Annotated in this window: 29 protein-coding genes; 14 read left to right on the forward strand and 15 right to left on the reverse strand. The window is 58.3% G+C overall.

Annotated features, from left to right (window positions below):
* From flgK to motA, 15 genes are all read right to left on the reverse strand, one after another.
* A complete protein-coding gene (gene flgK / locus ACQZ45_RS06585; RefSeq protein ID WP_003515109.1) occupies positions 1-1,479 on the reverse strand; it encodes a flagellar hook-associated protein FlgK in 1,479 nt (492 codons plus the stop codon).
* Between the two features lie 22 nt (positions 1,480-1,501).
* On the reverse strand, positions 1,502-2,782 hold the full coding sequence (locus ACQZ45_RS06590) for a flagellar hook protein FlgE (RefSeq protein ID WP_112674063.1): 1,281 nt from the start codon (positions 2,780-2,782) through the stop codon (positions 1,502-1,504).
* Positions 2,783-2,886: 104 nt separating this feature from the next.
* Positions 2,887-3,558, reverse strand: coding sequence for a transcriptional activator Rem (gene rem, locus ACQZ45_RS06595; RefSeq protein WP_003515107.1), 672 nt, complete (start codon positions 3,556-3,558; stop codon positions 2,887-2,889).
* Positions 3,559-3,840: 282 nt separating this feature from the next.
* On the reverse strand, positions 3,841-4,407 hold the full coding sequence (locus ACQZ45_RS06600; RefSeq protein WP_019564301.1) for a lytic transglycosylase domain-containing protein: 567 nt from the start codon (positions 4,405-4,407) through the stop codon (positions 3,841-3,843).
* Positions 4,355-5,710, reverse strand: coding sequence for a flagellar hook-length control protein FliK (gene fliK / locus ACQZ45_RS06605; protein ID WP_113291988.1), 1,356 nt, complete (start codon positions 5,708-5,710; stop codon positions 4,355-4,357). Before fliK ends, ACQZ45_RS06600 begins: the two co-directional genes overlap by 53 nt.
* The gene (motC, locus tag ACQZ45_RS06610; RefSeq protein ID WP_113291989.1) at positions 5,707-6,984 is read right to left on the reverse strand and encodes a chemotaxis protein MotC; all 1,278 of its coding nucleotides are present in this window, start codon (positions 6,982-6,984) and stop codon (positions 5,707-5,709) included. Before motC ends, fliK begins: the two co-directional genes overlap by 4 nt.
* Positions 6,981-8,267, reverse strand: a complete 1,287-nt coding sequence (locus tag ACQZ45_RS06615; RefSeq protein ID WP_065688344.1) for a MotB family protein — start codon at positions 8,265-8,267, stop codon at positions 6,981-6,983. The genes motC and ACQZ45_RS06615 overlap by 4 nt, the downstream gene beginning before the upstream one ends.
* Positions 8,264-8,914, reverse strand: a complete 651-nt coding sequence (locus ACQZ45_RS06620; protein ID WP_019564304.1) for a hypothetical protein — start codon at positions 8,912-8,914, stop codon at positions 8,264-8,266. Before ACQZ45_RS06620 ends, ACQZ45_RS06615 begins: the two co-directional genes overlap by 4 nt.
* A 251-nt stretch (positions 8,915-9,165) precedes the next feature.
* The gene (locus ACQZ45_RS06625; RefSeq protein ID WP_065703820.1) at positions 9,166-10,458 is read right to left on the reverse strand and encodes a flagellin N-terminal helical domain-containing protein; all 1,293 of its coding nucleotides are present in this window, start codon (positions 10,456-10,458) and stop codon (positions 9,166-9,168) included.
* A 306-nt stretch (positions 10,459-10,764) separates the two neighbouring features.
* Complete coding sequence (locus tag ACQZ45_RS06630) at positions 10,765-11,202, reverse strand: hypothetical protein (protein WP_003515097.1); 438 nt, start codon at positions 11,200-11,202, stop codon at positions 10,765-10,767.
* A gap of 5 nt (positions 11,203-11,207) precedes the next feature.
* Entirely contained in the window at positions 11,208-12,290 is a 1,083-nt protein-coding gene (gene flhB / locus ACQZ45_RS06635; protein ID WP_003515096.1) for a flagellar biosynthesis protein FlhB, read from the reverse strand.
* A 126-nt stretch (positions 12,291-12,416) separates the two neighbouring features.
* The gene (fliG, locus tag ACQZ45_RS06640) at positions 12,417-13,460 is read right to left on the reverse strand and encodes a flagellar motor switch protein FliG (protein WP_003515095.1); all 1,044 of its coding nucleotides are present in this window, start codon (positions 13,458-13,460) and stop codon (positions 12,417-12,419) included.
* 27 nt (positions 13,461-13,487) lie between these two features.
* Positions 13,488-14,027 carry a flagellar motor switch protein FliN gene (gene fliN / locus ACQZ45_RS06645; protein WP_003515093.1) on the reverse strand — a complete coding sequence of 180 codons (540 nt, stop codon included), beginning with the start codon at positions 14,025-14,027 and terminating at the stop codon, positions 13,488-13,490.
* A gap of 64 nt (positions 14,028-14,091) precedes the next feature.
* The gene (locus ACQZ45_RS06650; protein WP_003515092.1) at positions 14,092-15,051 is read right to left on the reverse strand and encodes a FliM/FliN family flagellar motor switch protein; all 960 of its coding nucleotides are present in this window, start codon (positions 15,049-15,051) and stop codon (positions 14,092-14,094) included.
* The gene (motA, locus tag ACQZ45_RS06655) at positions 15,048-15,920 is read right to left on the reverse strand and encodes a flagellar motor stator protein MotA (RefSeq protein ID WP_003515090.1); all 873 of its coding nucleotides are present in this window, start codon (positions 15,918-15,920) and stop codon (positions 15,048-15,050) included. Before motA ends, ACQZ45_RS06650 begins: the two co-directional genes overlap by 4 nt.
* A gap of 184 nt (positions 15,921-16,104) precedes the next feature.
* Here motA and ACQZ45_RS06660 point away from each other — a divergent pair, with 184 nt between their 5' ends.
* The 14 genes from ACQZ45_RS06660 (at position 16,105) to fliP (ending at position 26,047) form a co-directional block, all read left to right on the forward strand.
* On the forward strand, positions 16,105-16,884 hold the full coding sequence (locus ACQZ45_RS06660; protein WP_003515087.1) for a DUF1217 domain-containing protein: 780 nt from the start codon (positions 16,105-16,107) through the stop codon (positions 16,882-16,884).
* Position 16,885: 1 nt separating this feature from the next.
* The gene (gene flgF, locus ACQZ45_RS06665; RefSeq protein WP_003515085.1) at positions 16,886-17,620 is read left to right on the forward strand and encodes a flagellar basal-body rod protein FlgF; all 735 of its coding nucleotides are present in this window, start codon (positions 16,886-16,888) and stop codon (positions 17,618-17,620) included.
* 11 nt (positions 17,621-17,631) lie between these two features.
* The gene (gene fliI, locus ACQZ45_RS06670) at positions 17,632-19,038 is read left to right on the forward strand and encodes a flagellar protein export ATPase FliI (RefSeq protein ID WP_003515084.1); all 1,407 of its coding nucleotides are present in this window, start codon (positions 17,632-17,634) and stop codon (positions 19,036-19,038) included.
* Between the two features lie 3 nt (positions 19,039-19,041).
* Positions 19,042-19,614: a hypothetical protein gene (locus ACQZ45_RS06675; protein ID WP_013635475.1), complete on the forward strand. Its 573-nt coding sequence runs from the start codon at positions 19,042-19,044 to the stop codon at positions 19,612-19,614.
* Positions 19,615-19,852: 238 nt separating this feature from the next.
* Positions 19,853-20,245, forward strand: coding sequence for a flagellar basal body rod protein FlgB (gene flgB / locus ACQZ45_RS06680; protein ID WP_003515082.1), 393 nt, complete (start codon positions 19,853-19,855; stop codon positions 20,243-20,245).
* A 3-nt stretch (positions 20,246-20,248) separates the two neighbouring features.
* Positions 20,249-20,668 (forward strand): flagellar basal body rod protein FlgC, encoded by a 420-nt coding sequence (flgC, locus tag ACQZ45_RS06685; RefSeq protein ID WP_003515081.1) that lies wholly within the window; start codon positions 20,249-20,251, stop codon positions 20,666-20,668.
* Positions 20,665-21,000 carry a flagellar hook-basal body complex protein FliE gene (locus tag ACQZ45_RS06690; RefSeq protein ID WP_003515080.1) on the forward strand — a complete coding sequence of 112 codons (336 nt, stop codon included), beginning with the start codon at positions 20,665-20,667 and terminating at the stop codon, positions 20,998-21,000. The genes flgC and ACQZ45_RS06690 overlap by 4 nt, the downstream gene beginning before the upstream one ends.
* A 122-nt stretch (positions 21,001-21,122) precedes the next feature.
* Positions 21,123-21,911, forward strand: a complete 789-nt coding sequence (gene flgG / locus ACQZ45_RS06695) for a flagellar basal-body rod protein FlgG (RefSeq protein ID WP_003515079.1) — start codon at positions 21,123-21,125, stop codon at positions 21,909-21,911.
* Between the two features lie 20 nt (positions 21,912-21,931).
* Positions 21,932-22,420, forward strand: a complete 489-nt coding sequence (flgA, locus tag ACQZ45_RS06700; RefSeq protein WP_013635474.1) for a flagellar basal body P-ring formation chaperone FlgA — start codon at positions 21,932-21,934, stop codon at positions 22,418-22,420.
* Positions 22,417-23,538, forward strand: coding sequence for a flagellar basal body P-ring protein FlgI (locus ACQZ45_RS06705; protein WP_003515077.1), 1,122 nt, complete (start codon positions 22,417-22,419; stop codon positions 23,536-23,538). Before flgA ends, ACQZ45_RS06705 begins: the two co-directional genes overlap by 4 nt.
* Positions 23,535-24,071 (forward strand): MotE family protein, encoded by a 537-nt coding sequence (locus ACQZ45_RS06710; RefSeq protein WP_003515063.1) that lies wholly within the window; start codon positions 23,535-23,537, stop codon positions 24,069-24,071. The genes ACQZ45_RS06705 and ACQZ45_RS06710 overlap by 4 nt, the downstream gene beginning before the upstream one ends.
* Positions 24,068-24,784, forward strand: a complete 717-nt coding sequence (gene flgH, locus ACQZ45_RS06715) for a flagellar basal body L-ring protein FlgH (RefSeq protein WP_003515062.1) — start codon at positions 24,068-24,070, stop codon at positions 24,782-24,784. The genes ACQZ45_RS06710 and flgH overlap by 4 nt, the downstream gene beginning before the upstream one ends.
* 28 nt (positions 24,785-24,812) lie before the next feature.
* Positions 24,813-25,313: a flagellar basal body-associated FliL family protein gene (locus ACQZ45_RS06720; RefSeq protein ID WP_111799329.1), complete on the forward strand. Its 501-nt coding sequence runs from the start codon at positions 24,813-24,815 to the stop codon at positions 25,311-25,313.
* A complete protein-coding gene (fliP, locus tag ACQZ45_RS06725) occupies positions 25,310-26,047 on the forward strand; it encodes a flagellar type III secretion system pore protein FliP (protein ID WP_003515060.1) in 738 nt (245 codons plus the stop codon). Before ACQZ45_RS06720 ends, fliP begins: the two co-directional genes overlap by 4 nt.
* Positions 26,048-26,396: the final 349 nt, after the last annotated feature.

Raw genomic sequence — 26,396 nt, forward strand, 5'->3', positions numbered from 1 at the left:
TTACCTCACCATATCCATCAGCGACTTGAGCATGTCGTCGATGGTGGTCACCAGCTTCGTGGCGGCCTTGTAGGATTGCTCGATATCCATGAGCAGCGAAAGCTCCTCATCCAGGCTGACGGCAGTATTGTTCGAATAGGAGGTGGCGGAGCGCTCATAGAGCGCGCTTTTCGCTTCGTTTGCCGAAGTTGCGCCGGATCGTTCCTGTTCGAGCCACCCTACCGAGTTGGTGCCGTATTTCAGGATGCTTGTATTCGTATCGATACGTGTCGACGCGGCAAAATTCATGGGCGCGTCAAAAGCAGTGACATAGCTGTCGATCAGTGCGGAAAACCCGGTTCCGCCTGAAGTTGTGCTGTTGATTACATAAGCGGTACCGTTGATACCGCCGTCGCGCAACAATTCCGGGTTTCCACCTTTGGAAATAATTAACGCAGGGTTGACGGTAATGCTCGCAGCGAGCCCGGGAGAGACAACACCGCTTGCCGGAATGGTTGTGGCCGCAGGGGAGCCGTAGGTGAAGAGGCCTGGCATCTTCGGCAGCGTGCTGGTGGGGCTGGCCGGCTTTTCCGCAAACATGGTGATGAGGCCGCGCGCAATTTCGTCGAGCTGGCTCTGCATGGTTGGCGCCAGGTCGTCACGAACCTGCATCAGACCCTGAAGCGAACCTTCCGCTGTCGTGTTGCTGCCGCTGCTCGCCTTGATCGCGACGCCATCAACGTAGATCGCGTTCCCCGTGACCGTCGCGTCGTAGCCCGGCTGCGCCTTGAAAGTAACCTTGCGCGGCACGACTTCGAACAGGGTCGCGCCATCCGCCGTGTAGAGCGCCACGTCGTTGTTTTCACGATTGACGACATTGATCCCGATGATGGACGAAATGTCCTTCAGCAGCGTCTCGCGCTGGTCGAGAGCATCACTTGGATTGCCGCCGATCGCGGTCTGCGCCTTGACCTCGTTATTGGCTTCCTCGAATTTCGCGAGCAGGCCGTTCAGCTTGTCGACCTGAAGGGACATTTCCTTGTCGGCACGCAGGCGCATCGCCTGCAACTCGGACGAAGCCTTGTTCAGGGAATTGGCGACGTCCACGGCTGATGTAACCGCAGTCGCAGCAAGCGCGGAATCGCTCGGCTTTGAGGCGTAACCGTCGAGGCTCTTCAGCAGTTCCTTCATATAGGTGGCAGGCGAACTCTCGTAATCGTTGCCGCCGAAAAGGCTTTTCATCTCCTCGAGCCCGGTCAGAACGGTTTTCTGGCCGGAAGCGAGGGATGCACTGGAGATCGTCTGCCTCAGGAGGCTCTCATTCTGGGCACGGCCGTTGGCGACAATACTTGCACCTGACATGGTCGTGCCGAGAATGGCGGTTCGCTTGACGTAGTTCGCATTACCCACATTGGCAATGTTTTTCGAAGTAACGTCCGTCTGCTTACCTGTATTGTTGAAGATCGACTGCGCAGTATTCATTGCTGACGTGAGCGACATTCATTTGTCCTCGTGAGAATTACTATCTCTTCAGATTGATCAGGACATCCATCAAATCCGACCCGGTCTGGAAGACTTTCGAATTCGCTGTATAGATACGCTGGGATTCAATCATGTCGGTGAGTTCGCTGGCGATATCGACGTTCGAGCCCTCAAGCGCACCCTTCTGGATGTAACCGAAGCTGCCAGTTTGCGCGAAGCCGATGGTGACGACACCCGACTCGTTGCTGGGCAGATAAACGTTGCCGTTCTGCGGGCTGAGATTGTCGACGCTCGGCACCGTTGCCAGCGCCAGCTGGTAGATGTTGCGGCGGCCACCATCCTGATAGACTGCAGTCACCACGCCGTCCTTGCCGATTTCGACGTCCTTGATCTGGCTCGGACCATTGCCGTTCAGGATCGCGGTGCCGGGCGTGAACTTCGATGAGAACTGCGACATATCAGACAGGTCGATATCGATCGACTGTGCAACGCCGCTGTTGCTATCGTTGATGGTGATCGATTTGGGAGACGCAGTCGTAAGCTTGTTGGTGGCCGGGTCGAATGTCAGCGACACAGTTCCCTGGACCAGCGTAGCAGGTGCTGTTGCCGTGTATGGGAAACCACCATTCGTGGACTGGTCCTGACGATAAACCGCCACTTCCCAGGTGTTTGCAGCGGTCTTGGTATAGTAGAAATCGTAGAGTACCTTTGCACCGCCGCTATCGAACGCTGTCAGAGAGGTCTTGGCACCGATGGTCGAAGTGGCGACGTTGTTACTCGGACGCGAACCCGCAGCAACCGGATCTTCATCGCGGTTCAGGTTGGCCGGGAAGCTACCCTGTGTGGACGCCGATGCCGTCAGGCCGAAGTTGTTGACATTGATAGCCTCGAGACCGGTAAAACCGTTGACGACGGCAGCTGGCGGGTTGGATCCATAAGGGTAGCCCATCAGCTGGAAGCCAGCAGAGTTTTCCAGATACCCTTCCGCATTCTTCACGAAAGAGCCGGCTCTTGTGAGGTAAGGCGTGCCTGCTCCATCCTGAACCACGAAGAAGCCGTTGCCCTGAATGGCAAGATCGGTGCTCGACGTGGTGTAGGACAGGTTGCCCTGCTCTGAAATGCTGTAGCGAACGTTGGACTGCACGCCGCCGGAGGCATAGCTGCCCGACGAAGAGGGCAGAACGAGCGAGGAGAACGACGTCGATGCGCGCTTGTAGCCGGTGGTGCTTGCGTTAGCGATGTTGTCGCCAACGGTTCCCAGCTTGTTAGCCTGTGCATTCATGCCGGACACACCGGTTCGCATAGTGCCGAAAATACTCATTCAAAAACCCTCGTGGTCATCTTCAGGGAGAAGGTAAAGCGTTTGGCTTGCGTGAAGCTGTCTGAAATACCGCGTTTGAAAAAGACCACGCGGATGAATGAATATTATTGCCAATCAATGCTGTAACCGAGGAAACGCTTCGAATCGACCGGATCGTAGCCGAGCTTCTTGCGAAGCTTCTTGCGCAGCTTGCTGATATGGCTTTCCACGACGTTCTCTTCGACGTCATCATCGAAGATGCCGTAGATGGCATTGAAAATCTGCGCCTTGGAAACGCGGCGTCCGCGATTGGCAATCAAATATTCAAGGATGCGGCGCTCGCGCCGCGGCAAGGCAAAGACCTCGCCACCGACTTCGGGATCACGACCGTCTGAGAAAACCCGGATCGGTCCCGCATCGGTGAAATTCGAGATAACCTGCAGGCGGCGACGGATCGCCGCCGCACGCGCAAGGATTTCACGGGGGTGAACCGGCTTGCGCACGACATCGTCGACGCCGCTGTCGAACAGCGCCAGCGTCGATTCCAGTGAGGGCTGGTCGCTGACCGCGATCACCGGTGCCGTCGTGCGATCCCTGATCGCCTTGGGCAAGGAGAAGCTCCTGTCGCCCTGACCGATCAGGAATGCCTCTACGGCCGCCAGATCGCTGTCCGCTGCCGTCGAGACCCATTCCCCGAATTCGACCGGATCGAAACCGGTCGAGGGGATGCCCTCACGCCCAAATAGAGAAGTATAGCCGTCTTTAACGAGCTCGCGCTCATCAACCACTACGATCATTCGTCCGCCTCCGAATCAGTGTGGTGTTTTCCAATGCGGCATTGGTACGAATCGGGGGATTCAGCGACAACTGTAGGAAATCATCGATAGTTATTAATAATTGATTAACCATTTTGTGCCGATTTGATCTATATATAGTGGTTGTTAACCATATACGGTACAAAATTTTTGTGTAAAAATTTCAAAAATCCGAAAAAATCGCTTGCGACGCCTTTTTTAGGGCTTTCTCTCGCCACATTTCAAATTGCGAGTCCTTGACCGCATCAAAACAATCGATGGTTGTTATCCGTCGCAGAAATTTTTCGCGTTGGCGGTCCATTTTCCGTAGCCTGTCGCCACCAGATTGGCGATCACCCGGCAGACATATTTCTTTTGAGCCGGGTCGTTGTTGGGCCCGGCATGATAGCGGGCGACCGCCATGGTCCAGGTTTCGTGCCTGTTGTGGAGATTGCGCAGGAACATGGCGGCATATTCGACATTGCGGCGCGGATCGAACATTTCACGCGCGGATGTGAAGTTTTCGCCATGGAAATAGTGGTTTATCTGCATGCATCCGAGGTCGATCAGCTTGGCGCCGTTCCGCTTTGCCGTCTCGAAAGTGGTCAATGCCTCCTCGGTGGAGGAGGCAAATACCGGTTTTCCCTCAATATTCATGGCGTTGGGGTCAAGCCGACCCTTGCGACCGGTCTCGGTCAGGCCGACAGAATAGAGAATTCCCTCCGGCACGCCGTATTTGCGGGCGGCGGACTGAATTTCCCTTTCACAGACACCTGACGTTGCCGAAGCGGAGGCGTTTTCAGAGGTAAACGCCGTTGTCAGCAGAAGTGCGGGCAGAGCCAAGAGCGCCATCCATGCCTTCATTATGCACCCCCAAATTATCACCATTGCCCTGCCGTCCGCCGCGTGTGCCGGACTCGTCACGGTTGCGCCCTGCGGCGGCCTGTTGGCCTTGCTGCTGCGCCTGCTGATTTTGCTGATTGTTGGCTTGTGTGCCCGTTTGGTCACTCTTGTCAGAAGAAGCAATGCTGATCGTGATGTTATCGACCGTCAGACCCTGCGCCTTGAGGCCCTCGAGGATGCTCTTGCTGTCCTGCTGAAGCTTTTTGTAGGCGGCCACGTTCTCCACCGTCATGTGAACGGCAAGCTCATCGCCGGCAAGACGCAACGACATCGTCACCGATCCCAGCTCGATTGGCGTCATGTGCAGCTTCAGCGTATGGACGACTTTGCCGGTGCTGCTCTGGGCCGCCTCATTGGACAGCGACGAGCCGGGCTGCATGGCGCTAACCCATTCAGAATCATTGGCGATGAGGCCAGTCAGAGCCGAGGCGTTGGATGAAGGTGCCAGACCAATGAACCGCCGCGAATCGAGAACGGTAATCGTCTCGGTCGCCTTGCCGCTGCTTTCCCGGGCATCGAACTCGACGCGGCCATCCCGCTGAACCGTACTCATATCGAGAGCGCGGGCCGTGCCGGAACGAGGAGATGCGAAGCGGAATGCCGAGGCGTCGCCTTCAGTGCCCGATCCGGATCCGGCTTCGTTTCCGGCAAGCTCGGTCCGTGCGTGCATGTCCTTCGCCAGAGGCTCAGCCTTACCCCTGACAGTTTCAACCTTTTCGGATTTGACATCGGCCTTACCGGCAATCGCCTGCGCAATTTCCTCAAGGGGCGTCTTGGCTGTCACGATATCGCCGACATTGGCCGTGAGCGTCTGCAACTCTGCCAGCTTCGGATCGGTTGCATCCGCCGCCGTCTGGCTCTCCTTGTCGGCGTCCTTGACCTTCTTGCCAGGTTTGCCGTTTTCAGGCGATGTGTGCGCCGTCTTAATCGCATTCTGAAGCTCCGCCAGCGCCTCGTGACCATGGCCTTCTCCGGAATGGTCCTTGACGATCACGTTCAGGAAGCTCGGAGGCCGCTTGACCGGCACATCCGTCTTTTCAGCATCGTCATCCGGTTGCACATTCTGCTCCTCAGCCGATCCCGCTTCCTGCTGATGACGCGAATGCGTTGCCTGCGGCGGGCGCTCTTCCCTGACCGTCGCGAGGGTGTCGCCGAAACTTCCGCCTTTGGCGTCGTCCCTCACACTGGCGCTGCCAGCGCGCGGATCGTTATATGGCGCATTCACTATCGCGTTGATGGTTGCGTCGATCATGGTGCCCCCTCGCCTTTCTTCAAAAGGCTGTCGATTTCATCGAGCTTACTGCGGCCGCTCGTCACGAGTTGCCGGACGTTCTCGCCCTCATCCTCAGCCTTGTGGTTTTCAACTCTCCATATGCCCTTGGTATCGGAACTGGCCGCCTCATTCGCGGGCGCGCCCGACCCGGCCCCCTGCCCTGCCGTGACACCGGGATCGGCGCCAGGCTGCGGGGAAGGCGGACGAACCACCTGGTCGGCGATTGCCCTTGCCGCGTCCCGCAGGGCCCTGTCGCGATCCGAAAGCTGGGCCTCGGGAATTTGCCCGATTGTTTCAATCGCACTCACCACATCGGGCGTGCCGATATTGGAAAGGCTTTCATAGAGATTTGCCTGAACTTGCGGCTGGTCCGGCATATCCGGCGACAGCGCTTTCGCCTTCAACGCCGCCATGCGCGCCAGCGAGTCCTTGCCGCTGATCGCCGCGAGACGGGATAGGCGCAGATAAGCTTCCTTCTGCCTCTCCGCGTCCATCATGGCGAATGTTTCCTCTATCGTGTCGTGCCCGATGGAATCGACACGTTTGACCACCAGTGAGACCAGAAGGTCCGCGAACTGGCTGGCATAGGGCGAATGCAGGAACCGCCGCGCGTAACGCTGTGCATATTCGACGCCACGCCCGGCATCTCCGTCTTCAACGGCGATAGCAAGCGAGCGGCGGAGTGCAGCCTCCTCCACGATGGTACCGGGCGCTTCGAGCCGGGCTATGTCATAGAAACCGAGGGCAGCCACCGGATCGCGGGGGATCGTCACATTGCCGCCGATCAGTGCAAGATAGGCGCCAATTCTCGTGCCGCGATACTCGGGCACCATGGCAGCGATGCTCTGGGCGACCAGCGTTCCCTTGCCGGACAGATATTTGCGCAGAATATCGGCGACGCGGCTGTCGAAATTGCCGTCCACATCCCGCGCGACGAGCAATTCGAGCGTGTCCGGATTGCCGCCGCTCATCGCGTAGACAAGCGCCGCATCGACATTGCGCGGATCCTTGAAGATCGCCGAAGGTGCGCTCTTAAGCCGCTCGTCGATCGTCTGGAGCAGAAACCGCTGCATTTCGGTTGCCGAATGGTCTCCCATGGTGACCGAATCCTGCACGAACTGCAGGGAACGCAACATGGCATAGGGCATGAGGTTGTCTTGCGATTGCGCAAAAACCTTCGCCGGTTCGGCACCGAGACCACACAGTGTCGCCGCAAGAAAAATCCAACGTTTCGAGGATTTCGTCACACTCACCCCCGATCGGCCTCAAGCAGGATTTCGATACGGCGGTTCGCATTCGCCAGCGGGTCTGCCGGCACCTGCAATCTGCGATCCGCAAAACCCGAAACCTGTTTCACCCGCTCTTCCGACAGGCCGCCGCGAACCAGCATGTAATAGGCGCTATGCGCGCGGTCCATGGAAAGCCGCCAATTGTCATTGGCCTCACCCTTGAACTGGCGTCCATCGGTATGGCCGCGGATCACCACGCTGCCGCCACGCTCCTGAAGCAACTTGCCGATCTTCTCCATGGCCAGGACCATTTCGCCGCGGGGCACAGCCGATCCGACATTGAACATCGGCGTTTCCGTCTGGTCGGAAATGGTCAACAGCAATCCGCCTTCGGCGGGCGTCACCACCAGACCTTCGGCGAGCTTACCGCTGATGCCGGATATCTGCTTCTCGATCTCTTGGCGCAGCTCTTTGGCCTCTTCCTTCTGCGCCGCAGTACCTTGCTGCTGCTGCTCCGGCTGAGGCTGCGTAAGTGCTGCCTGCTCTGCAGCACCCGGCCGCTGCTGCGGCACAACGGCGGCGACTTCCATGGCCTTGCCGTGATCTGCACCATCGGCTGGCTGCTGAGACGATTTAGCCGCAACCGCTTCATTATCCTTGGCAGCGTCCTGCTGCTTGTTCTCGGCAGATTGCTGCTGTTCGACCGGATTTTGCTGCTGGTCCGCACGTGTGATCTTCACCTGCTGGGTCCAGAAATCGGGATCGAAGGGATCGCGGTAAGCCTCACCGCCGCTCGCACCCGTCGCCGGGCCGGAATCGGCAGCACCACCTTCGCCCTTGGCGCTGACATTGGCCTGCTGCCCGACCTGCTGGGCAATTTCCGCCAGAACGGAATAGGGATTCTCGAAAAAGTCCGCTTCTGAGAAGTTCGACTGCTCCCCGGTCTGCGAGGTCAGGTCTTCACCTGTCGCAGCGGCCGAACCCTGGGTGACCTTTTCCGCCTTTATGTTGGACTGGTCTTTCTTCTCGACGCCCTCTTCCTTGTCCACCGGCTTTTCCAGCCCCTTGGACGAAGGTTTTTCATCGGACAGCTTTATCGGATTGAAATAGCTGGCGACCGAGGCCTTGGTTTCCTCGTTTGCGGCGTTGACCAGCCACATGACGAGGAAGAACGCCATCATGGCCGTCATGAAGTCGGCATAAGCGATCTTCCACGCGCCGCCATGGGCGCCATCGTGCCCGCCCTTGTGGCGTTTGACGATGATGATCTCGTTCTTGCCGTGGTGGTGATTTTCGCCTTCACTCATTTCATCACCTTGCGAAGACTGGACGCCCAGGCGGACATGCGCGTGACGAACACGCTTTCACCCAACTCAACGGAGAGATCGATATCTGCCGTCTCGGTAAATTTCATCGTCTCTTCTTCAAAGCCCGGCTGCGTCTTCAGCTGCTCAAACAAATCTTTCGGGCCTTTCACGACAAGGGTCACGGCCTCGCCATCCGGCATGGAAGCGCGAACGACATCCGCAAGCGCCGAAACCGCCTTCAGCGACAGCTCTTCGGTCAGAACCGGGGCAAGGATATTGGCGGTCTGTTCGCTGAGATTGGTGGCGATCGCATCGATGCCTTCACGCAGTCTCAGCGACAGGAAAACGGCAATTTCTTCCAGATAGACGGAACGTAAGCCTTCGAGTTCTGCGGCATGAGCGGCAAGAAGCTCCTCGCGCTCGGCCTGCATTTTCTCCGTGATCTCGCGGGTCGCATCCTCGTGACCACGGGCATAGGCGGCCTGTTTTTCGCTTTCGACGTCGAGCGGCTCGAATTCATCGAAACCGGATGCAATATCGCCAAAACCGGAAATGCCGTCGACATCCGCCAACGGTTCGCCGAACGTCAGTCCCGCGGGCTGCACGTCACCGAAATCCTTGAGATATCTTGCAATGGACGCGCTCATGCCCGCCCCCGGAAAAACGGGCCAAAAGGGCGAAACATGTTTCGTTGCCTGCGATCAAAGCCGTTTGGCGGCACCACCGTCATCCTTGCTACCCTGCCCGTCTCTTCAATTGTTTCCGGCCGGATCACGCCATGCGATCCACCCGATATTGCCCCGACGTTAGGTGTTCAAACTTGTGCGAGGATGAAGGCGGGCCCCGTTTTCAGAAACCTTGCAACCAACTCCCCCGAACCCGCCGGACCGACGCCGGTTTACTTGAAGAGCTGAAGGATGTTTTGCGCGTTGGCATTGGCGATCGAGAGCGCCTGGATGCCGAGCTGCTGCTGTGTCTGCAGAGCCTTCAGCCTGGTCGATTCCTCGTTCATATCCGCATCCACGAGACGGCCGATACCCTTGTCGATCACGTCCATCAGGCTCGAGACGAAGTTTTCCTGCATGTTGATACGGCTCTGTAGTGAGCCGAGGCTGGAGGCCGTACTGGTCATGGCTTCGAGCTGCTTGTCGACAAAACTCATCATCACATCGATGGCGTCGGAAGCGGTGTAGTTCGTGGTGCCACCGGAAAAACCGCTCATGGCTGCCGCCACGACATCAAGATTGTCGAGATCGAGCGTGGAGACGGAAAGACCGAGGGATCTGGCAACGGAGGTCGGCGCACCGGTCGTGTCATAGAACCAATCGTTGCTGCCTGTGTCCCGATAGGCCGCCGCGACGGTGGTGGTGCCGCTCGAAGGGTTGGTCGCCGTCACCTTGACCCAGGTATTCTCGGACAAACGAAGATAATTCACCGTTCCGTTGCTGTAGACGCTCGGGTCGGTATTCGTATCCGGCGTCGCCGCATTCAGCGTGCCGATTTCCGCGTCCGTCAATTTCTTGACGACGTAACCCGCATTGGTGGTCACGCCGGCTGTCGTCGATGTTTGGGTGATCTGTTGTTCCGTCTTCGCGACAAAAACGGCGCTCTTGTCGAGAATACCGAGTTTTCCGCCGCTGAGGTCGAAAAGCACGGCACTGCCGTCCAACACATAGTCAACCGTGGTGACGCCGACATTGCCCGAACCGGTGCGCGTGAAGGACGCGACGACCTTTTTGGTGATGGGTTCTACAACCGGCGGCGTGCCACCATTGCTGATGCTGGCCTGCAGCCAGTTCTCGCCGGAGAAGGAGGCAGATTCCGACGTGCTCTTCAGCTGTTCCTGAAGCTGCTTGATTTCGTCCTGGATCTTGCCGCGGTCAGCCCCGACGCCATAGGCGGCGACAAGCTTTTCCTTGATTTTCTTGACGACCTCGATCGAGTTCGCAAGGGCGTCATAGGCCGTATCAACCTTGGCGGCGCCAAGTCCCAATGCATCCTGCACGGCCGAGAGCGCTGCATTGTCGGAGCGCATGGTTGTGGAGATAGACCAGTAGGCGGCATTGTCCGCCGCTGTTTCGACACGGTAGCCGGACGACACACGCGCCTGCGTCGTCTCGAGATTCTTGTCGATCATGCGCAAGGTTTGCAGCGCGGCCATCGCCGCCGCATTGGTCAAAATGCTGGTCATTGGGTCCACCCAATTGGTACTGTCAGGAAAAATCCGGCGCTGCGCCGAAAACGAGCAGAGGCATCATGCGCATCAGCGATGGTAAAAAGAGCCACCGCGACCTGCCGTTCGTTAACAAATCGTTAATTCGATAGGTACCAAACAACAACGCTGATTTGCAAGGCGTTCCTTGCCTTCACAGGCCGGTTTTGCATAAACCGACACGCTTCAGGCAAGGTCGGGTGAAAAAGTGCCCGAATGAAGCCATCGCGCCCGCGAATTCGGAAGGCGCAATGGATAATATATGAAAATGTCCGCTGGACTGGTTCAGGCAGCTTCGCCCTGGCGGGCCGACACGAATCGGGCAGCCGTCAGGCTCTGACGGAGAAATTCGGTGTTCTCGTCCGGATTTTCCGAAGGGTTCTGAAACGAAACATGATTGATCTCGACCGCAGCATGCTCGTTGGCCAGAATCAATTGCGCATAAACCGTCGCGCCGTGCGGTTTCAGTTCGAGATCGAGGACGATCTCCGGCGCCCCTTCCCATTCGAGCCTGTATTCGCCACCGGCACCGAAATTGATCGTGCCCGGATGATAATAAAGCTCCGCGGCCGACGAGACGAGGTCGGCAATGCTGCCGTAGCACTCGAATCTGAGCAATGAAATCAGGTCGGCCGGATCGAGCAGGCGCAGTTCGGTGGCGATCGGGTTGATCGCCTCTGCGACGATCATTTCCCGCTTTTCAGAATAGGCGGATTTTTTCATTGGTTTTATTGAACCCGTATTTTCGATGACTTCATGGCGTAAACCCGATGAACGAGCTCAGCTACAGCCTTGTAAAAAGCTGGTGGAATCACACTATCGATCGAGACTTGCGCAAACATGGAGCGTGCGAGCGGCGGATCTTCAAAAACGGGGATATTATTTTTTTCCGCAATCTCGCGGATTTTCAATGCGATAAGGTCCTGACCCTTGGCAACGACGACAGGCGCGTCGCCTTCTTCGCGAACGTAACGCAACGCCACTGCAAAGTGTGTCGGGTTGGCAATCACCAGTGTCGCGCGCGGCACATTGTCGATCATGCGGCGGCGGGCGCGGTCACGGGCGACCGAACGCTGACGGGCTTTGACCACCGGGTCGCCCTGCGATTGCTTGTATTCTTCCTTCACCTCATGCTTCGTCATTTTCAGCTGGCTGAACCAGTGGTGGCGCGTCCACAAAAGGTCGACGGCGGCAAGCAGCGCGGTCGAAAAGAGAATCACGACCATCATCTTTTTGGTGAGCTCGACAACCCTGACGAAAATGACCTGCGGGTCGGAGAACATCAGGTCGATGAGACTGTAGAAATCGCCGCGCAGAGACAGGAACATGATGATCGAAACGATCAAGATCTTGAACAGCGATTTGCCGAATTCCACAAATCCCTGCTTGCTGTAGATGCGGCCGAACCCCTTTGCAGGCGAGATGCGCGACCATTGCGGACGCACCCTCTCAAGCACCGGCGACGGCAGGTTCTGGAAAAACGAGGAGGCAAGGCCGAAGACGATGAACATGATCATGGCCGGCATGAGCAGATAGGCCATGGACGTGCCGAGGAAATAAAGCAGCGACAGGGCATCCGGCCTGGTGCTGAGGTTCCATTGTTCGGGCTGGCCGAACAGGTCCTTCAGCGTTACGCCGAGGCGACCGGCGCCGTCGGGCAAAAAGAAAACCAGATAGCAGTAAAAGGCGAGTGACGAAGCAAAGATCGGCACCTCGCGGGAAAAGGGAAGATTGCCCTTTTCCGCCGCATCACGGAGTTTTTTCTCCGTTGGGTCTTCTGTTTTACTGTCCTTGTCCTGATCGTCTGCCAAGGCACGTTCCCGGGATAAAAAAAGGCCCGCCGATCGCGGCAGGCCGTCATTCCGAAACTAGCGCCCGAGACCGGCCATCGCAATGGCCGGCATTGCCTGTAAGGCGGGTTATCAACCGGCTTCCGCTCAGGCTGCTGCGGATTGTTCCTCTGTGGAGGCTTCCTTCAGCTGAATCTGACCGGAATTGGCCAGCCGAATCGCTTCCTGCGCCACGGCGCGGCGTGCAATCGCCACTTCGCGGGTGTTGATGGAAGCCTGCGGCACGGCGAGGTCCGATTCGATCATACGGCGCTGGCGCGGGCTGATGCTGGACAGCACACATTCCTTGATTTCCATGGTTGCGCCACGCAGCGCCATGGTGAGAACGTCCGCCGAGACATCGTTGAGCAGCAGGACGCGGCTGCGCTGCGGCATGAACATGAGATCGTCGAAGAGGAAGATCTTCGGCTTGACCTTGTTGGCAGCTTCCTTGCTGAGCGTTTCGAGCGAGCTGAGCAGCGTATCGACCTGCGGCTTTTCCATTTCGTTCATCAGGTCGGCAACCTTCGTGGAGCCGCCCGCATTGCGCTCTGCTTCGATCTCGTTGATGAGGTTGACCACGCGCTTCTCGATGATCTGGGCAGCCGTGGGGCTGACTTCCTTCATGTTCACCGTGCGGTTCATGATATCGGCGCGCTGCTCTTCGGGAATGGTCAGAAGGACCTTGGCACCGAAGGACGAGGGCAGCATGGAGAGGATATAGGCGATGGTCTGGGGATGCTCGCGCAGCAGGAATTTGCCGACGAATTCCGGCTCCGCTTCCTGCAGGCGATCCCAGATCGACGCTTCATAGGCCTGGAAGGCTGCACGACGGCCGAGAAGGCTGTCCACCTCCTCCGGTGTCAGGCCCTCTTCGAGAATGCTTTCGATCGCCTTGGCATTGTCCATCAGACCCGTTCCTTCCGTGAACAGGTCTTCGAACTCCGCCACGATCTGGGCGAGTTCGTCAGGGGGAATGACACGCAGCGTCTGGGCCGAGGAAATGATCATCTGCAATTCGTGCTGCGTGAAAAATTTCAGCAGCTTGCCGGCGACGCCCTTGCCCATGGCAAGAAGCACCGCGGCCGCCTTGTCGGCCTGAGACAACGGCTTCCCTGCCAGCGGGTTACCGAAATCCTCGAAGTCCATCATGGTCTTTCCTCTCCGTCCCCACAGGGATCAGGCTTTTCTCGTACTCATTACTTCAATCAATTTTACGCCGAAGCGCGTATCGTCGTCTTCAAGTACCGTTATTTCACCGCGCGCAATACGGCGGCCATTCACCATGATCTCGACCGGTTCACCGATCTTGCGGTCAAGCGCGATCGTTGCACCCTCTTCAAGGCTCATCAGACCCGAGACGAGCATGCGGCTGGTGCCGAGAACGATCTGGACATCGATCGGGATATCCATGATCAGGTCCATATTGTCGGACAGGCCACTGCCGAGCGGCGCCTTGATGCCCGCGACCTGTGGGGTGGCCGCGAAATCGTTCATTGCAAAATCGCCCGCTCCACCACCGAAGGCGGAAAGGTCGCTGTCGGCGGAAGCGTCGTCAACGCTCCCGAAATCCCCGAAGTCGCCAAAGTCGGACAGCGAACCTTCCGCATCCGTCTTGAGGACGCCACGCAGATCGCCGATAGCCTGGTCGAGCTCACCGCCATCTTCAAGCGACGGCAGCGCCATATCATCGGTCACAGGTGTTTTCTTCGTAGCCATGCGCTGATTATTCCCTTTGAAACTTGCGTCAGCCTGCCCAGAACCCAAAAAAGGTGGACAGGTTTTAACCCATCAGATGTCGCAAGATCTCGTCGTCCGTGCTGACATTGTTCTTTACCCGAACCATGTAGCGGTCGCCGGACTTGCCGAATTCACAATTATAGAGCTTGGAGCCGTTGGCGCTGACCTCGACGCCGATGTCGTCCTGCTTCAGATCCTGAAACGGAATGACGTCGCCGGCCACCAGCCTGGAGATCGTCCGCAGGGTCAAGGTTTCGAGCTTGATGCGCGCCTCAAGCGTTACCTGCGATCTCTTCACCTGCTCAGAGATCAAATCCACCCATTCCGCCTGCTTCTTCAGCGCCTGGGCTGAAGCCTTGGGAGCGGCGATGGAGGTCTTGAGCAGGGGCCGCTGCGGCACGATCAGCGCGAATTCCGAAGAAACCTTGCCGATGGCGATCTTCATGCGGACTGTCACGCCGTAGAGGCCGGCGATCATCTCCTCGAAGGCGCTTTTTCCATTGGCCGTAAAGGGCGGGTCGATCGTCGCCTCGAAACCGCCCGGCGCGTTGACGCCCGACCGCAGGACACCCCCGATGCGCCCGAGAACCATGGCCGCCAGGTCGAGTTCGATGTGGGACAGGCTGCGCTCGTCCGGCTCGCCGATGGTGTCGGCGGCGGCGCCCAGCATGCGCTCCATGAGCGCGATGACGAAGCCGTTGCCGACCGCCATCATGAAATTGGGGCACCAGTTGCGCAGAGAACAATCCGCAACCGAGAAATTGCCGCCGATATTGGCGATGAGATCGGTCATCAGCCCCGATTCGGAGCCGATATATTCGACGTCTATCGCAATGCCGGTCTCGCTGTGAAAGATATCAGGCAGGAATTCGCTGTAGAGATGGCCGATATCGGAGCCGACCTTCGCGATTGTCTTGCGGTCGGAAAGCCCGCCGGTAAGTTTCGCGAGCAGCGACGTGTCGATGACGGGTGCTCTTTGCTGTGCAGCTTTAGCCATGGTCATGCCGCCTTGTTTTCGCCGCCGGGGTTCATCATCTCCTGTTCGACGGCGTCGATGGACGGCCGCTCGTAGTTGGAGATGGTCTTGCGCCCGTATTCAAGCGCGACCTGCGGCACCGAGCCGTTCATGTAGGCGATCAGCGTCTGCTTGACGATGATGTAGAGACGGTGCTGCTTGGTGCGGACGATCTTGACCTGCGAAGCGAGCGGGTTGCAGATCGAATAGGACAGGATGATGCCGAGCATGGTGCCCACCAGTGCGGCGCCGATGAGGCCGCCCAGCACTTCCGGTGATTCGTTGATCTTGCCCATGGCCTTGATGACGCCGAGAACCGCCGCGACGATACCGATGGCGGGGAAGGAATCGCCCATGGTGGTGATCGCGTGGTAAGGTTTCAGCTTGTCGTGCAGGATGGTCTCGATTTCCTCGTCCATCAGTGCTTCGATTTCGTGGCTGCGCGCGTTGCCGATGATGATGAGGCGGACGTAGTCACAGATAAACGACGTCAGCTCCTTGTTCTTCAGCACCGAGGGTGCGCTCTGGAAGATCGAGGATTCTTCCGGATTGTCGATATGCGCCTCGATCTCGTTGCGCGATTTCGTGCGCAGGTCGCGCATCAGCGAATAAAGTACGCCGAGTACGTCGAGATAGTTGCGCTCCTTCGGGACCGAGTGCTTGAAGGCCTCGCCGAGCGCCTTGCCCGAATCCTTCACGACCTTCATCGGGTTCGCCATGATGAAGCCGCCGAGGCCGGCACCGCCGATAATCAACAATTCGAACGGCTGAACCAGCACGTCCAGATGGCCGCCCATCGCCATGTAGCCGCCGATGATGCAGCCGAAGGTGATTATAAGTCCAATTACAATATTCATTGATCGACCACGCCCGAACAGTGTTCCATGCCGCCATCTCTAGAAAATGTGGCTTGCGTGAACCTGTCCGCGGAGCCTCTGTCCCTCGTCACTGCAGCCAGTTTCGCACAAGCAACATCCGGCATTATCCCGACAAAGGCGGACGTGCGCCTTGGTATCGGGATCAAACGAGAGCGGCGGTTCAGTGACTTCCACCTACACCAGCTACAGACTGATCAGTCAGGACATCGGCAAATCGCTTGAGCGTGTGTCGAAGCAACCCGACGTGGCGCGCGAAACCGAATATTACCGGTCGAAGATCGGCAGCGTGAAATCCGTCGACGACTTCATGGCCGATACCCGTCTTTACAATTATGCGCTGAAAGCTAACGGCCTCGAGGACATGGCCTATGCGAAAGCCTTCATCCGCAAGGTGCTGACCGAAGGCACGGCCGACAAGAACGCCTTCGCCAACAAGCTTTCCGACAGCCGCTATTCGGACCTTGCGAAATCGCTCGACTTTGCAAGTCTCGGTGCAGCGGCAACTGCGACCGAAGCGGCCCAGTCCGGCATCATCAGCAAATACACCCGCCAGACGCTGGAGCAGGAGGCGGGCGGCGACAATAACGGTGTCCGGCTTGCTCTTTACTTCGAGCGCAAGGCACCAACGATCAAATCGGGTCTCGATTTTCTAGCCGACGACGCGCTCGCACAGGTGTTCCGCACCGCCTACAACCTGCCTGACGAAATTGCGGCAGGAAGCGTCGAAAAACAGGCCGCGCTCATCGAAAAATCCATCAATATCAAGGATCTGCAAAATCCTGAAAAGGTCGGCAAGCTGCTCGAGCGTTTCACCATCATGTGGGAAATGCAAAATCCCTCGACGACCTATGATCCTCTGGCCGTTTTCGGCTCCTCCAGCGGCTACGGCATTTCCCCGGACCTGCTGATCTCCATCAACTCCCTGAAACTCGGAGGCAAATGATATGCAATCCGGACTATACGTCGCCCTTTCCTCGCAGATTGCGCTGGAGCGTCGTCTCACCACCATTTCCGACAATATGGCGAATGCGAACACGGTGGGTTTCCGCGGTTCCGAAGTGAAATTCGACGAAATGGTCGCCAAGAACCACAATGACATGAATGCCAAGGTGGCGTTCGTGTCGCAGGGTAACGACTATCTCTCCACCCGTCAGGGCGCCTTCGAACAGACTGGCAATAGTTTCGATTTCGCCATCAAGGGCGATGCCTGGTTCGCGATGGACACACCCGACGGCCAGATCCTGAGCCGCGACGGGCGTTTCACCATGCGCCCGGACGGCGCACTCATCTCCTCAAGCGGTTATCCGGTTCTCGACGCCGGCGGCGGTCCGATCCAGCTCAATGCGAATGGTGGCCCGATCACCGTCAGTCTCGATGGTGCGATCAGGCAGAACGACAACATCGTCGCCACGCTCGGTATCTTCCAGGCGGATTTCTCGAAAGGCTTCCTGCGCCATCCCAATAGCGGCGTGAAGCCCGTGGCCCCGCCGACGCCGGTCGTCAACAATCACGAGGTCGGCGTCGTTCAGGGTTATCTCGAGCAGTCGAACGTCAACGGCATTTCCCAGATGACGCAGCTCATTCAGGTCAACCGGGCCTTCGAGAGCATTTCGTCGCTGATGCGCGATACCGAATCCACTTTCGGCGATGCCATCAAGACGCTTGGCGGCGCACGTTAAGGAACTGAGCGATGACAATGCCGGAATCCACGCTCACGGTCGAGGCGATTTCACCGAAGCTCGCCCAGCTCGCCAGCCTTGCCGGACACTATGCCGATCCGGAGTTTTCGGTGGCGCCGGGCGGCCATGTCCGCACCATCGCCGCCGGACACTACACGGTTTCCGGCCTGTCGCGGCATGTGAGGCTGGGCGAGTTCGTCGCCCATCGCAGCGCGACCGGTATCCATCTCGGCGAAGTCGTGCGCGTGGAACCCGATATCTGCTACGTCTGCCCCATCGAACCGGGCGAGCCGATTGGCATTCACGACACCGTCATCCGCAAGGGTGCCTTCCGCGTTGCGCCTGACGACAGCTGGTGCGGCCGCACCATCAATGCGCTTGGCGAACCCATCGATGGCAAGGGTCCGCTTGCATCAGGCACGGAGCGCCGTCCGATTTCCAGCAATGCACCGCCGTCGATGACGCGCAAGCGGGTGGAGACGCCATTCAAGACGGGTGTCCGGGCAATCGATATTTTCTCGCCTCTCTGCCTTGGCCAGCGTCTCGGCATTTTTGCGGGCTCAGGCGTGGGCAAATCCACGCTCCTATCGATGCTTGCCAAGGCCGATGCCTTCGACAAGGTCGTCATCGGACTTGTCGGCGAGCGCGGTCGCGAAGTGCGCGAGTTCATCGAGGATACGATGGGCGAGAATATGGGCAAGTCCGTCGCCGTTGTCGCGACCAGCGACGAAAGTCCGATGCTGCGCAAGATGGCGCCGCTTTCGGCCGTCACCATTGCCGAATATTTCCGTGACAGGGGCGACAACGTCCTTCTTATCATTGACAGCGTGACCCGTTTTGCCCATGCGATCCGCGAAGTGGCGGTCGCTTCGGGTGAACCGCCGGTGGCACGCGGCTATCCGGCCTCGGTCTTCACCGAATTGCCGCGCCTTCTGGAGCGGGCGGGACCCGGCGCCGAAGGCAGCGGTACCATCACCGCCATCGTCTCCATTCTGGTGGACGGCGACAACCACAACGATCCGATTGCCGATTCGACCCGCGGTATTCTCGACGGCCACATCGTGCTGGATCGCAGCCTTGCAGAAGAAGGCCGCTATCCTCCGATCAATCCTCTGGCCTCGATCTCGCGTCTCGCCAAGAAGGCATGGACACCGGATCAGGAAAAGCTGGTGTCGCGTCTGAAAGCGCTGGTGCACCGCTTTGAGGAAACGCGGGATCTGCGCCTCATCGGCGGTTATCGACCCGGCACCGATCCCGATCTCGACATGGCGGTGAAACAGGTTCCGATCATCTATGAAACGCTGAAACAGCTTCCGAATGAACCGGCGGCGCAGGACGCCTACGCCGATCTGGCGACCGCGTTGCGCGGTGGAGTGCAAAATAATCAGCCACAGGTAAACCCGAGAATGAGAGGCTGACCCGTGAAAAAGAAACAGATCGACAAGATCGACGATAGCGACCTCGAGAACGTACAGCCGCAGCCTCCCTTCTTCACGCCCGACCGTATTTTGGCGTGGACGGGAATAGGACTTGCCGCCGCCGCCGCATTTTTCCCCTGGTACGTGTTCTTCAACGAGGACAAGTTTGGAATGAGAGTGGCAGACGGCGACCGCACGCGCGACCTGCCCCATACCGGTCCGCGTGAAGTCTTCAGCGTTTCGCCCCTGGCCATGACCAATCGCAACAAGGAAGACGCGCCAGCCCCCGGCGAATTGCCGGACATGCTGACGACGGCGACGGTCAGCGAAAAGGGTAAGGAAAAACAGAACAATCTCGCCGCAGGGCTTGAAGACCAGCCCTTCCCGGGCCAGACCTCCTTCCGCCTGCTGCATGTCTCCAACGGCCGCGCCCTCATCGAGGACGGATCGGGCATGTATATGGTGCGGGTGGGCTCCACATTGCCCGACAATGCGCGCCTGACCAAAATCGAGCAGCGCGACGGCGAGTGGATGATAGAGACTTCTTCCGGTAAAACCTATCATCCCGAGAAGTAGTCAGACCGGCACTCTGCTGAAGTCTGCTGCCGTCGCCGGATCCAGTCAGGCAGGACGGAGACGTCTTCGCAATTCACTATTCGATCCCAAGGCGTGCCGCATTTGCCGGCGCGCCATTTTTGTTTTCGCAATCGCCTTCGGGATCAGATTCTCCAGTGCTTCCGCACCTGCGCCCCTCACCGCAAGTCTGACGCAAGATTAGCACCGTAGGTTCGGGCCATACGAGATGGAGAAGTCTATGCAACCGATTCAACTGTTCGATCTGGCCTCCCGCCAAGCGGAATGGCTGAGCGTGCGGCAGGAAGTCGTGGCGACCAACATCGCCAACGCCAACACACCCAAGTTTCACGCCAAGGATGTCAGTCCTTTCGAAGCGGTCATGCAGGCCACCAGCCAGCAGGTCGGCATGGCGAAGACCCATCCCGCTCATTTCGGTGCTAGCGAGCTCAGCGAAAATATCGCGGTGCGCGACAACCCGATCAATAACGAGATCGGCATGCAGGAGTCCGGCAATTCGGTCGCGCTTGCCGAGGAAATGACCAAGACCGGCGAGATCAAGCGGCAATACGACCTGAACGCCAGTCTCGTCAAATCCTTCCATCGCATGATGCTGATGACGGTAAAGAGGTAAACCATGGATCCTTTGAGTGCGGCGAGCAAGATCGCGGGCAGCGGCCTGGAAGTGCAGTCCACCCGACTGCGCATCGTTTCGGAAAACATTGCCAACGCAAGATCGACCGGCGACACGCCTGGCGCCGACCCCTATCGCCGCAAGACCGTGACATTCGGCTCCGAGCTTGACCGCGTAAGCGGCGTGCAGCGCGTGACGGTAAAGAAGCTTGGCGTCGACCGCGGCGATTTCGTCCATGAATACGACCCCGGCAATCCGGCCGCCGACACCAGCGGCATGGTCAAGATGCCGAACGTCAACGTTCTGATCGAAATGGCGGATATGCGCGAAGCCAACCGCAGCTACGACGCCAACCTTCAGGTCATCCGCCAGACACGCGACCTCGTCGCCTCCACCATCGACCTTCTGAAAGCATCGCAATGATCGACGGCATCAAGCAACTCGGTTCCCTCTCGCTCACGCGTGGCACGAGCAACGTCTCTTCGCTGACCGACAGCATTTTCGGCAGCCAGCAGACGACGCCCGCCCAGCAGACGGGCGCAAGCTTCGCAAGCGTTCTCGGCAATATGTCAACGGATGCGATGAACAACCTGAAGAAGGCGGAAGTGGCCTCCTTCGAAGGTATTCAGGGCAAGGCAAACACACGCGAAGTGGTCGATGCCGTGCTTTCGGCCGAGCAGTCGCTGCAAACGGCCATCGCGTTCCGCGACAAGATCGTGTCGGCCTATCTCGACATTACCAAGATGCAGATCTAGAGCGCGTCCGGTTTGAAGCCAATCGTTGGCCGCGCTCTAGGCCTTTGTTTTTAAGCACTTTCCGGACGTAGAACCGCTCCGCGCCTTTACTGGAAATGCTCTAGCCCCGCAGGAAAAATGACATGAGAGCTCTTGCCATCGCTGCCACCGGTATGGACGCCCAGCAGACCAATCTGGAAGTCATTGCCAACAACATCGCCAACATCAACACCACCGGCTATAAGCGCGCGCGTGCAGAGTTTACCGATCTTCTGTACCAGACCGAACGCATGCAGGGTGTGCCGAACCGTGCCAACCAGGCGATCGTGCCTGAGGGAGCGAATATCGGCCTCGGCGTGCAGACTTCCGCGGTGCGCAACATCCACACCCAGGGCAACCTGATCGAAACCGGCAACAAGCTCGACGTGGCAATCATCGGCCAGGGCTGGTTTCAGATCGAGGCGGCCGACGGTTCGACGCTCTACAGCCGCGCCGGCGCCTTCAACAAGAATGCTGACGGCAACCTCGTGACGGTTGATGGCTACAATGTCATCCCGAACATCAATATCCCGACCGACGCGCAGGACATCACCATCACCCGCACGGGTCAGGTGACCGCCCGCATCGGCAACGCTGCGGATTTCACTGAACTCGGCCAGTTGACCATCGCCAACTTTGCCAACGAGGCGGGCCTGAAGCCGCTCGGCGACAACCTCTTTTCCCAGACGCCGGCCTCCGGCGCCGCCGTTATCGGCGTGCCTGACGATCCGAGCTACGGCTACATCAAGCAATCCTACCTCGAAGGCTCGAACGTCGATGCCGTCAAGGAAATCACCGACCTCATCACGGCGCAGCGCGCCTACGAGATGAATTCCAAGGTCATCACCACCGCTGACGAAATGGCTTCGATTGTCAGCAAGAACCTGAAGTAAGAACGGAAAGGCAGGCGGACATGAGGTTTGGCCGGAAACATAGCAGCTGCAGAACGGCACTCGTCCGTATGTGCCTTGCGTCTGCCTTTTCACTGGGTGCCATGGCACCCGCTTTTGCACAGGCACCGACGGCGCTGGTTCCTACTCGCACGATCTATCCGGGCGAGACGATCACGCCCGAACAGGTGAAGCCGGTGGAAGTGACCAACCCCAACATTTCCGCTGGTTACGCGAGCGATATCAGCGAAGTGGAAGGCATGATCTCCAAGCAGACATTGCTTCCCGGCCGCACGATCCCCATTGCAGCGCTTCGTGAACCGTCACTTGTGGTGCGCGGCACGAGCGTCAAACTCGTTTTCCACATCGGCAACATGACGCTGATGGCGTCCGGAACGCCCATGAGCGACGGCTCGCTCGGCGAGGTCGTAAGGGTACGCAACATCGATTCCGGCGTGATGGTCAGCGGTACCGTCATGAAGGACGGAACCATTCAGGTTATGGCGAAATGAAAGTGCTTCGTATCCTCTGTGCGGCTCTGGTTATTTCGGCCCTGCCCTTCATCTCGACGCCGCCAGCCCAGGCAGACACGTCCCGTATCAAGGATATCGCATCCCTGCAGGCCGGACGCGACAACCAGCTGATCGGATATGGTCTCGTCGTGGGCCTACAGGGCACCGGCGACAGCCTGCGCTCTTCACCCTTCACCGAACAGTCCATGCGCGCCATGCTGCAGAACCTCGGCATCACCACGCAGGGCGGCCAGTCCAACGCCAAGAACATCGCCGCCGTGATGGTGACGGCCAACCTGCCGCCATTCGCCAGCCCCGGCAGCCGTGTAGACGTGACGGTCAGCTCGCTCGGCGACGCCTCCTCGCTTCGCGGCGGCAACCTCATCATGACATCGCTTTCCGGTGCAGACGGGCAGATCTATGCGGTCGCGCAGGGAGCACTGATCGTCAACGGCTTTTCGGCACAGGGCGATGCAGCGACGTTGACGCAGGGCGTCACGACCTCGGCGCGCGTGCCGAACGGCGCGATCATCGAGCGGGAACTGCCGTCGAAATTCAAGGATTCGGTCAATCTGGTCCTTCAGCTGCGCAATCCCGATTTTTCGACCGCGGTGCGCGTCGCCGATGTCGTTAACGCCTTTGCCCGCGCCCGTTACGGCGACGGCATCGCCGAACCGCGCGATTCGCAGGAAATCTCGGTGCAGAAGCCTCGCACCGCCGACCTGACGCGGTTGATGGCGGAAATCGAAAACCTGACGGTCCAGACGGATACGCCGGCGAAAGTCGTGATCAACGAGCGCACGGGCACGATCGTCATCGGCGCGGATGTGCGTATTTCCCGCGTGGCGGTGAGCTATGGAACGCTGACCGTGCAGGTGACGGAATCGCCGCAGGTCATCCAGCCGGCGCCCTTCTCGCGCGGCGAGACGGCGGTGCAACCGCAGACGGATATCATGGCACTGCAGGAAGGCAGCAAGGTCGCCATCGTCGAAGGCCCTGACCTTCGCACGCTGGTTGCCGGTCTCAACAGCATCGGGCTCAAGGCGGACGGCATCATCGCCATTCTGCAAGGCATCAAATCCGCCGGCGCCCTTCAGGCGGAGCTCGTGCTGCAATGATGGAACTTCAGAAGAAAACTGCTTTCAGGAACGGCTTTACCCGGTTCGCGGCCATTGCCTCGCTGCTTTTCCTGCTGCCCGCCGCCGGCGCCGAAAGCCAGCAAAACGTGGTGTCCGAACTCAGCACGCAGGATGAAATCCAGAAATTCTGCACCAATATTGCCGATGCGGCCCGCGACCAGCGCTATCTCATGCAGAAGCAGGAGCTGGAAAAGCTTCAGGCTGACGTCAACGAGCGCATTTCCGCGTTGCAGGACCGCAAGGCGGAATATGAGGACTGGCTGGCACGCCGCAATCATTTCCTCGAGCAGGCGAAAAGCAATCTGGTCGATATCTACAAGACGATGAAGGCGGATGCCGCAGCACCGCAGCTCGAGAAGATGCATGTGGAAATCGCGGCTGCCATCATCATGCAGCTTCCGCCGCGCCAATCGGGCCTCATCCTCAGTGAAATGGATGCTCAGAAAGCCGCAATCGTCGCCGGCATCATGTCGCAGGCAATCGACAAAAACACTTCGAAGGATCCTTCATGACCCCGCGTCTTCCGGCCCTCCTCCTGCCGCTTGCCCTGCTTGCCGGCTGCCAGAACAACCAGACCCTGAAGGAAATCGGCAACGCTCCCGCGATGAGCCCGATCGGCAGCGGCCTGCAATTCAGCCAGACGCCGCAGATGGGCATGTATCCGAAGCAGCCAAAGCACATGGCGAGCGGCTATTCGTTGTGGAGCGACAGCCAGGGTGCGCTGTTCAAGGATCTACGTGCGCTTAACATCGGCGACATCCTGACCGTCAACATCCAGATCAACGACAAGGCCGATTTCGACAACGAAACCGAGCGCAACCGTACTAATTCCAGCGGCCTGAACTGGAAGGCAAAGGCGGAAATCTTAGGTTGGACGCCGGAGGCAGATTCCAACATCAAATACGGCTCCGATACAGACACCCAGGCCAAGGGCAAGACCAAGCGTTCCGAAAAGCTGACGCTGATGGTGGCGGCCGTGGTGACCGGCATTCTCGAAAACGGCAACCTCATCATCAGCGGTTCGCAGGAAGTGCGCGTGAATCACGAAATCCGCATCCTCAACGTCGGCGGTATCGTCAGGCCGCAGGATGTCGATGCGCAGAACATGATCTCCTACGAGCGCATCGCCGAGGCGCGCATCTCCTACGGTGGCCGCGGCCGCCTGACGGAAGTGCAGCAGCCCCCGGTCGGTCAGCAGGTCGTCGACCTGTTCTCGCCGCTCTGACGCCGACATGCGAAAGCGGGACTGACCCATGGAAAACGAACAGACTGAGGGCAAGAAAAAATCCTCGCCGATGATCATGACCATCGCTGGCGTTGCAATCCTCACCCTGCTGGGTGCGGGCGGCGGCTGGTTCGTGGGCGGCATGGTCGCCCCGAAGATCGCCGGCGCCGAGGCGCATGCCCCGGCTGCCGCCGGCGAGCATGGCGAGAAGAAGGGCGAGGGCATCGATAAAATCCCGGCAGAGGCTAACGGTATCGTCCAGCTCGATCCCATCACCACCAACCTTGCATACCCCTCCACGAACTGGGTGCGGCTTGAAGTGGCGCTGATGTTCAAGGGTCCGGTAGAGGTCAATCTCGCGGAGGATATCCATCAGGATATCATGGCCTACGTCCGCACCGTTTCCCTTCAGCAGCTGGAAGGGCCACGCGGCTTTCAATATCTTAAGGATGACATTCAGGAACGAGTTGACCTGCGCTCTCAAGGGCGCGTATCCAAGGTCATGTTCCGGACCTTTGTCATCGAATGATTCGATTTCTTGTTACCATCGCTGTTCTTCTGGCTTTGCCGGGCCTTGCCAACGCCCAGCAATTTCCGACCGATCTATTCAATACACAGATAGACGGATCCGTCGCCGCATGGATCATCCGCACCTTCGGCCTTTTGACGGTCTTGTCAGTCGCGCCGGGCATCCTGATCATGGTCACGAGCTTTCCGCGCTTCGTGATCGCCTTTTCGATCCTGCGCTCCGGCATGGGGCTTGCCTCGACCCCGTCGAACATGATTCTCTTGTCCATGGCGATGTTCATGACCTTCTACGTCATGTCGCCGACCTTCGATAAAGCCTGGACAGACGGCGTGCAGCCGTTGTTGCAGAACCAGATCAACGAACAGCAGGCGATTGGGCGCATCGCCGAACCCTTCCGTACGTTCATGAACGCCAATACGCGCGACAAGGATCTGAAGCTGTTCGTCGATATCGCCCGCGAGCGCGGACAGGTCGTGATGACCGACAATGTGGTCGACTACCGCGTGCTCGTTCCGGCCTTCATGCTTTCGGAAATCCGGCGCGGTTTCGAGATCGGTTTCCTGATCATCCTGCCGTTTCTGGTCATCGATCTCATCGTCGCCACCATCACCATGGCCATGGGCATGATGATGCTGCCACCCACCTCGATTTCCTTACCGTTCAAGATCCTTTTTTTCGTGCTGATCGACGGCTGGAACCTGCTGGTCGGCAGCCTTGTGAGATCGTTCAACTGACGGCAACTGTGCCGAAATAATCTTCGTTAATCCTGTTTGTTAACCCCGCAGCCCCACGGCTGCGGGGTTTTCGCGTTTTAACCCTTTGGTTACCGTTTTTGCTAGGGGTCGGATAACTATAATTTTAAATTAAAAACTTACCAATTAAATATACTTCGCAGTAACCATAAGTATTTTCTAGTATTTCTTAATGCTCAAATTAACAATTGGGCAATTCTTTGCTGCCAAATTCTCCCTACACGCAGCGGGTTTGGTTTCCAAAGGCAAGTAATTCGGAACCGAGTGGCATGAAGCCGAAACGTTGTGACCGGTAATACAAAGTCCGGAATGTCCCCAACTCCAGTATCTC

The sequence above is a fragment of the Agrobacterium sp. 16-2014-1-2a genome (assembly GCF_053522705.1).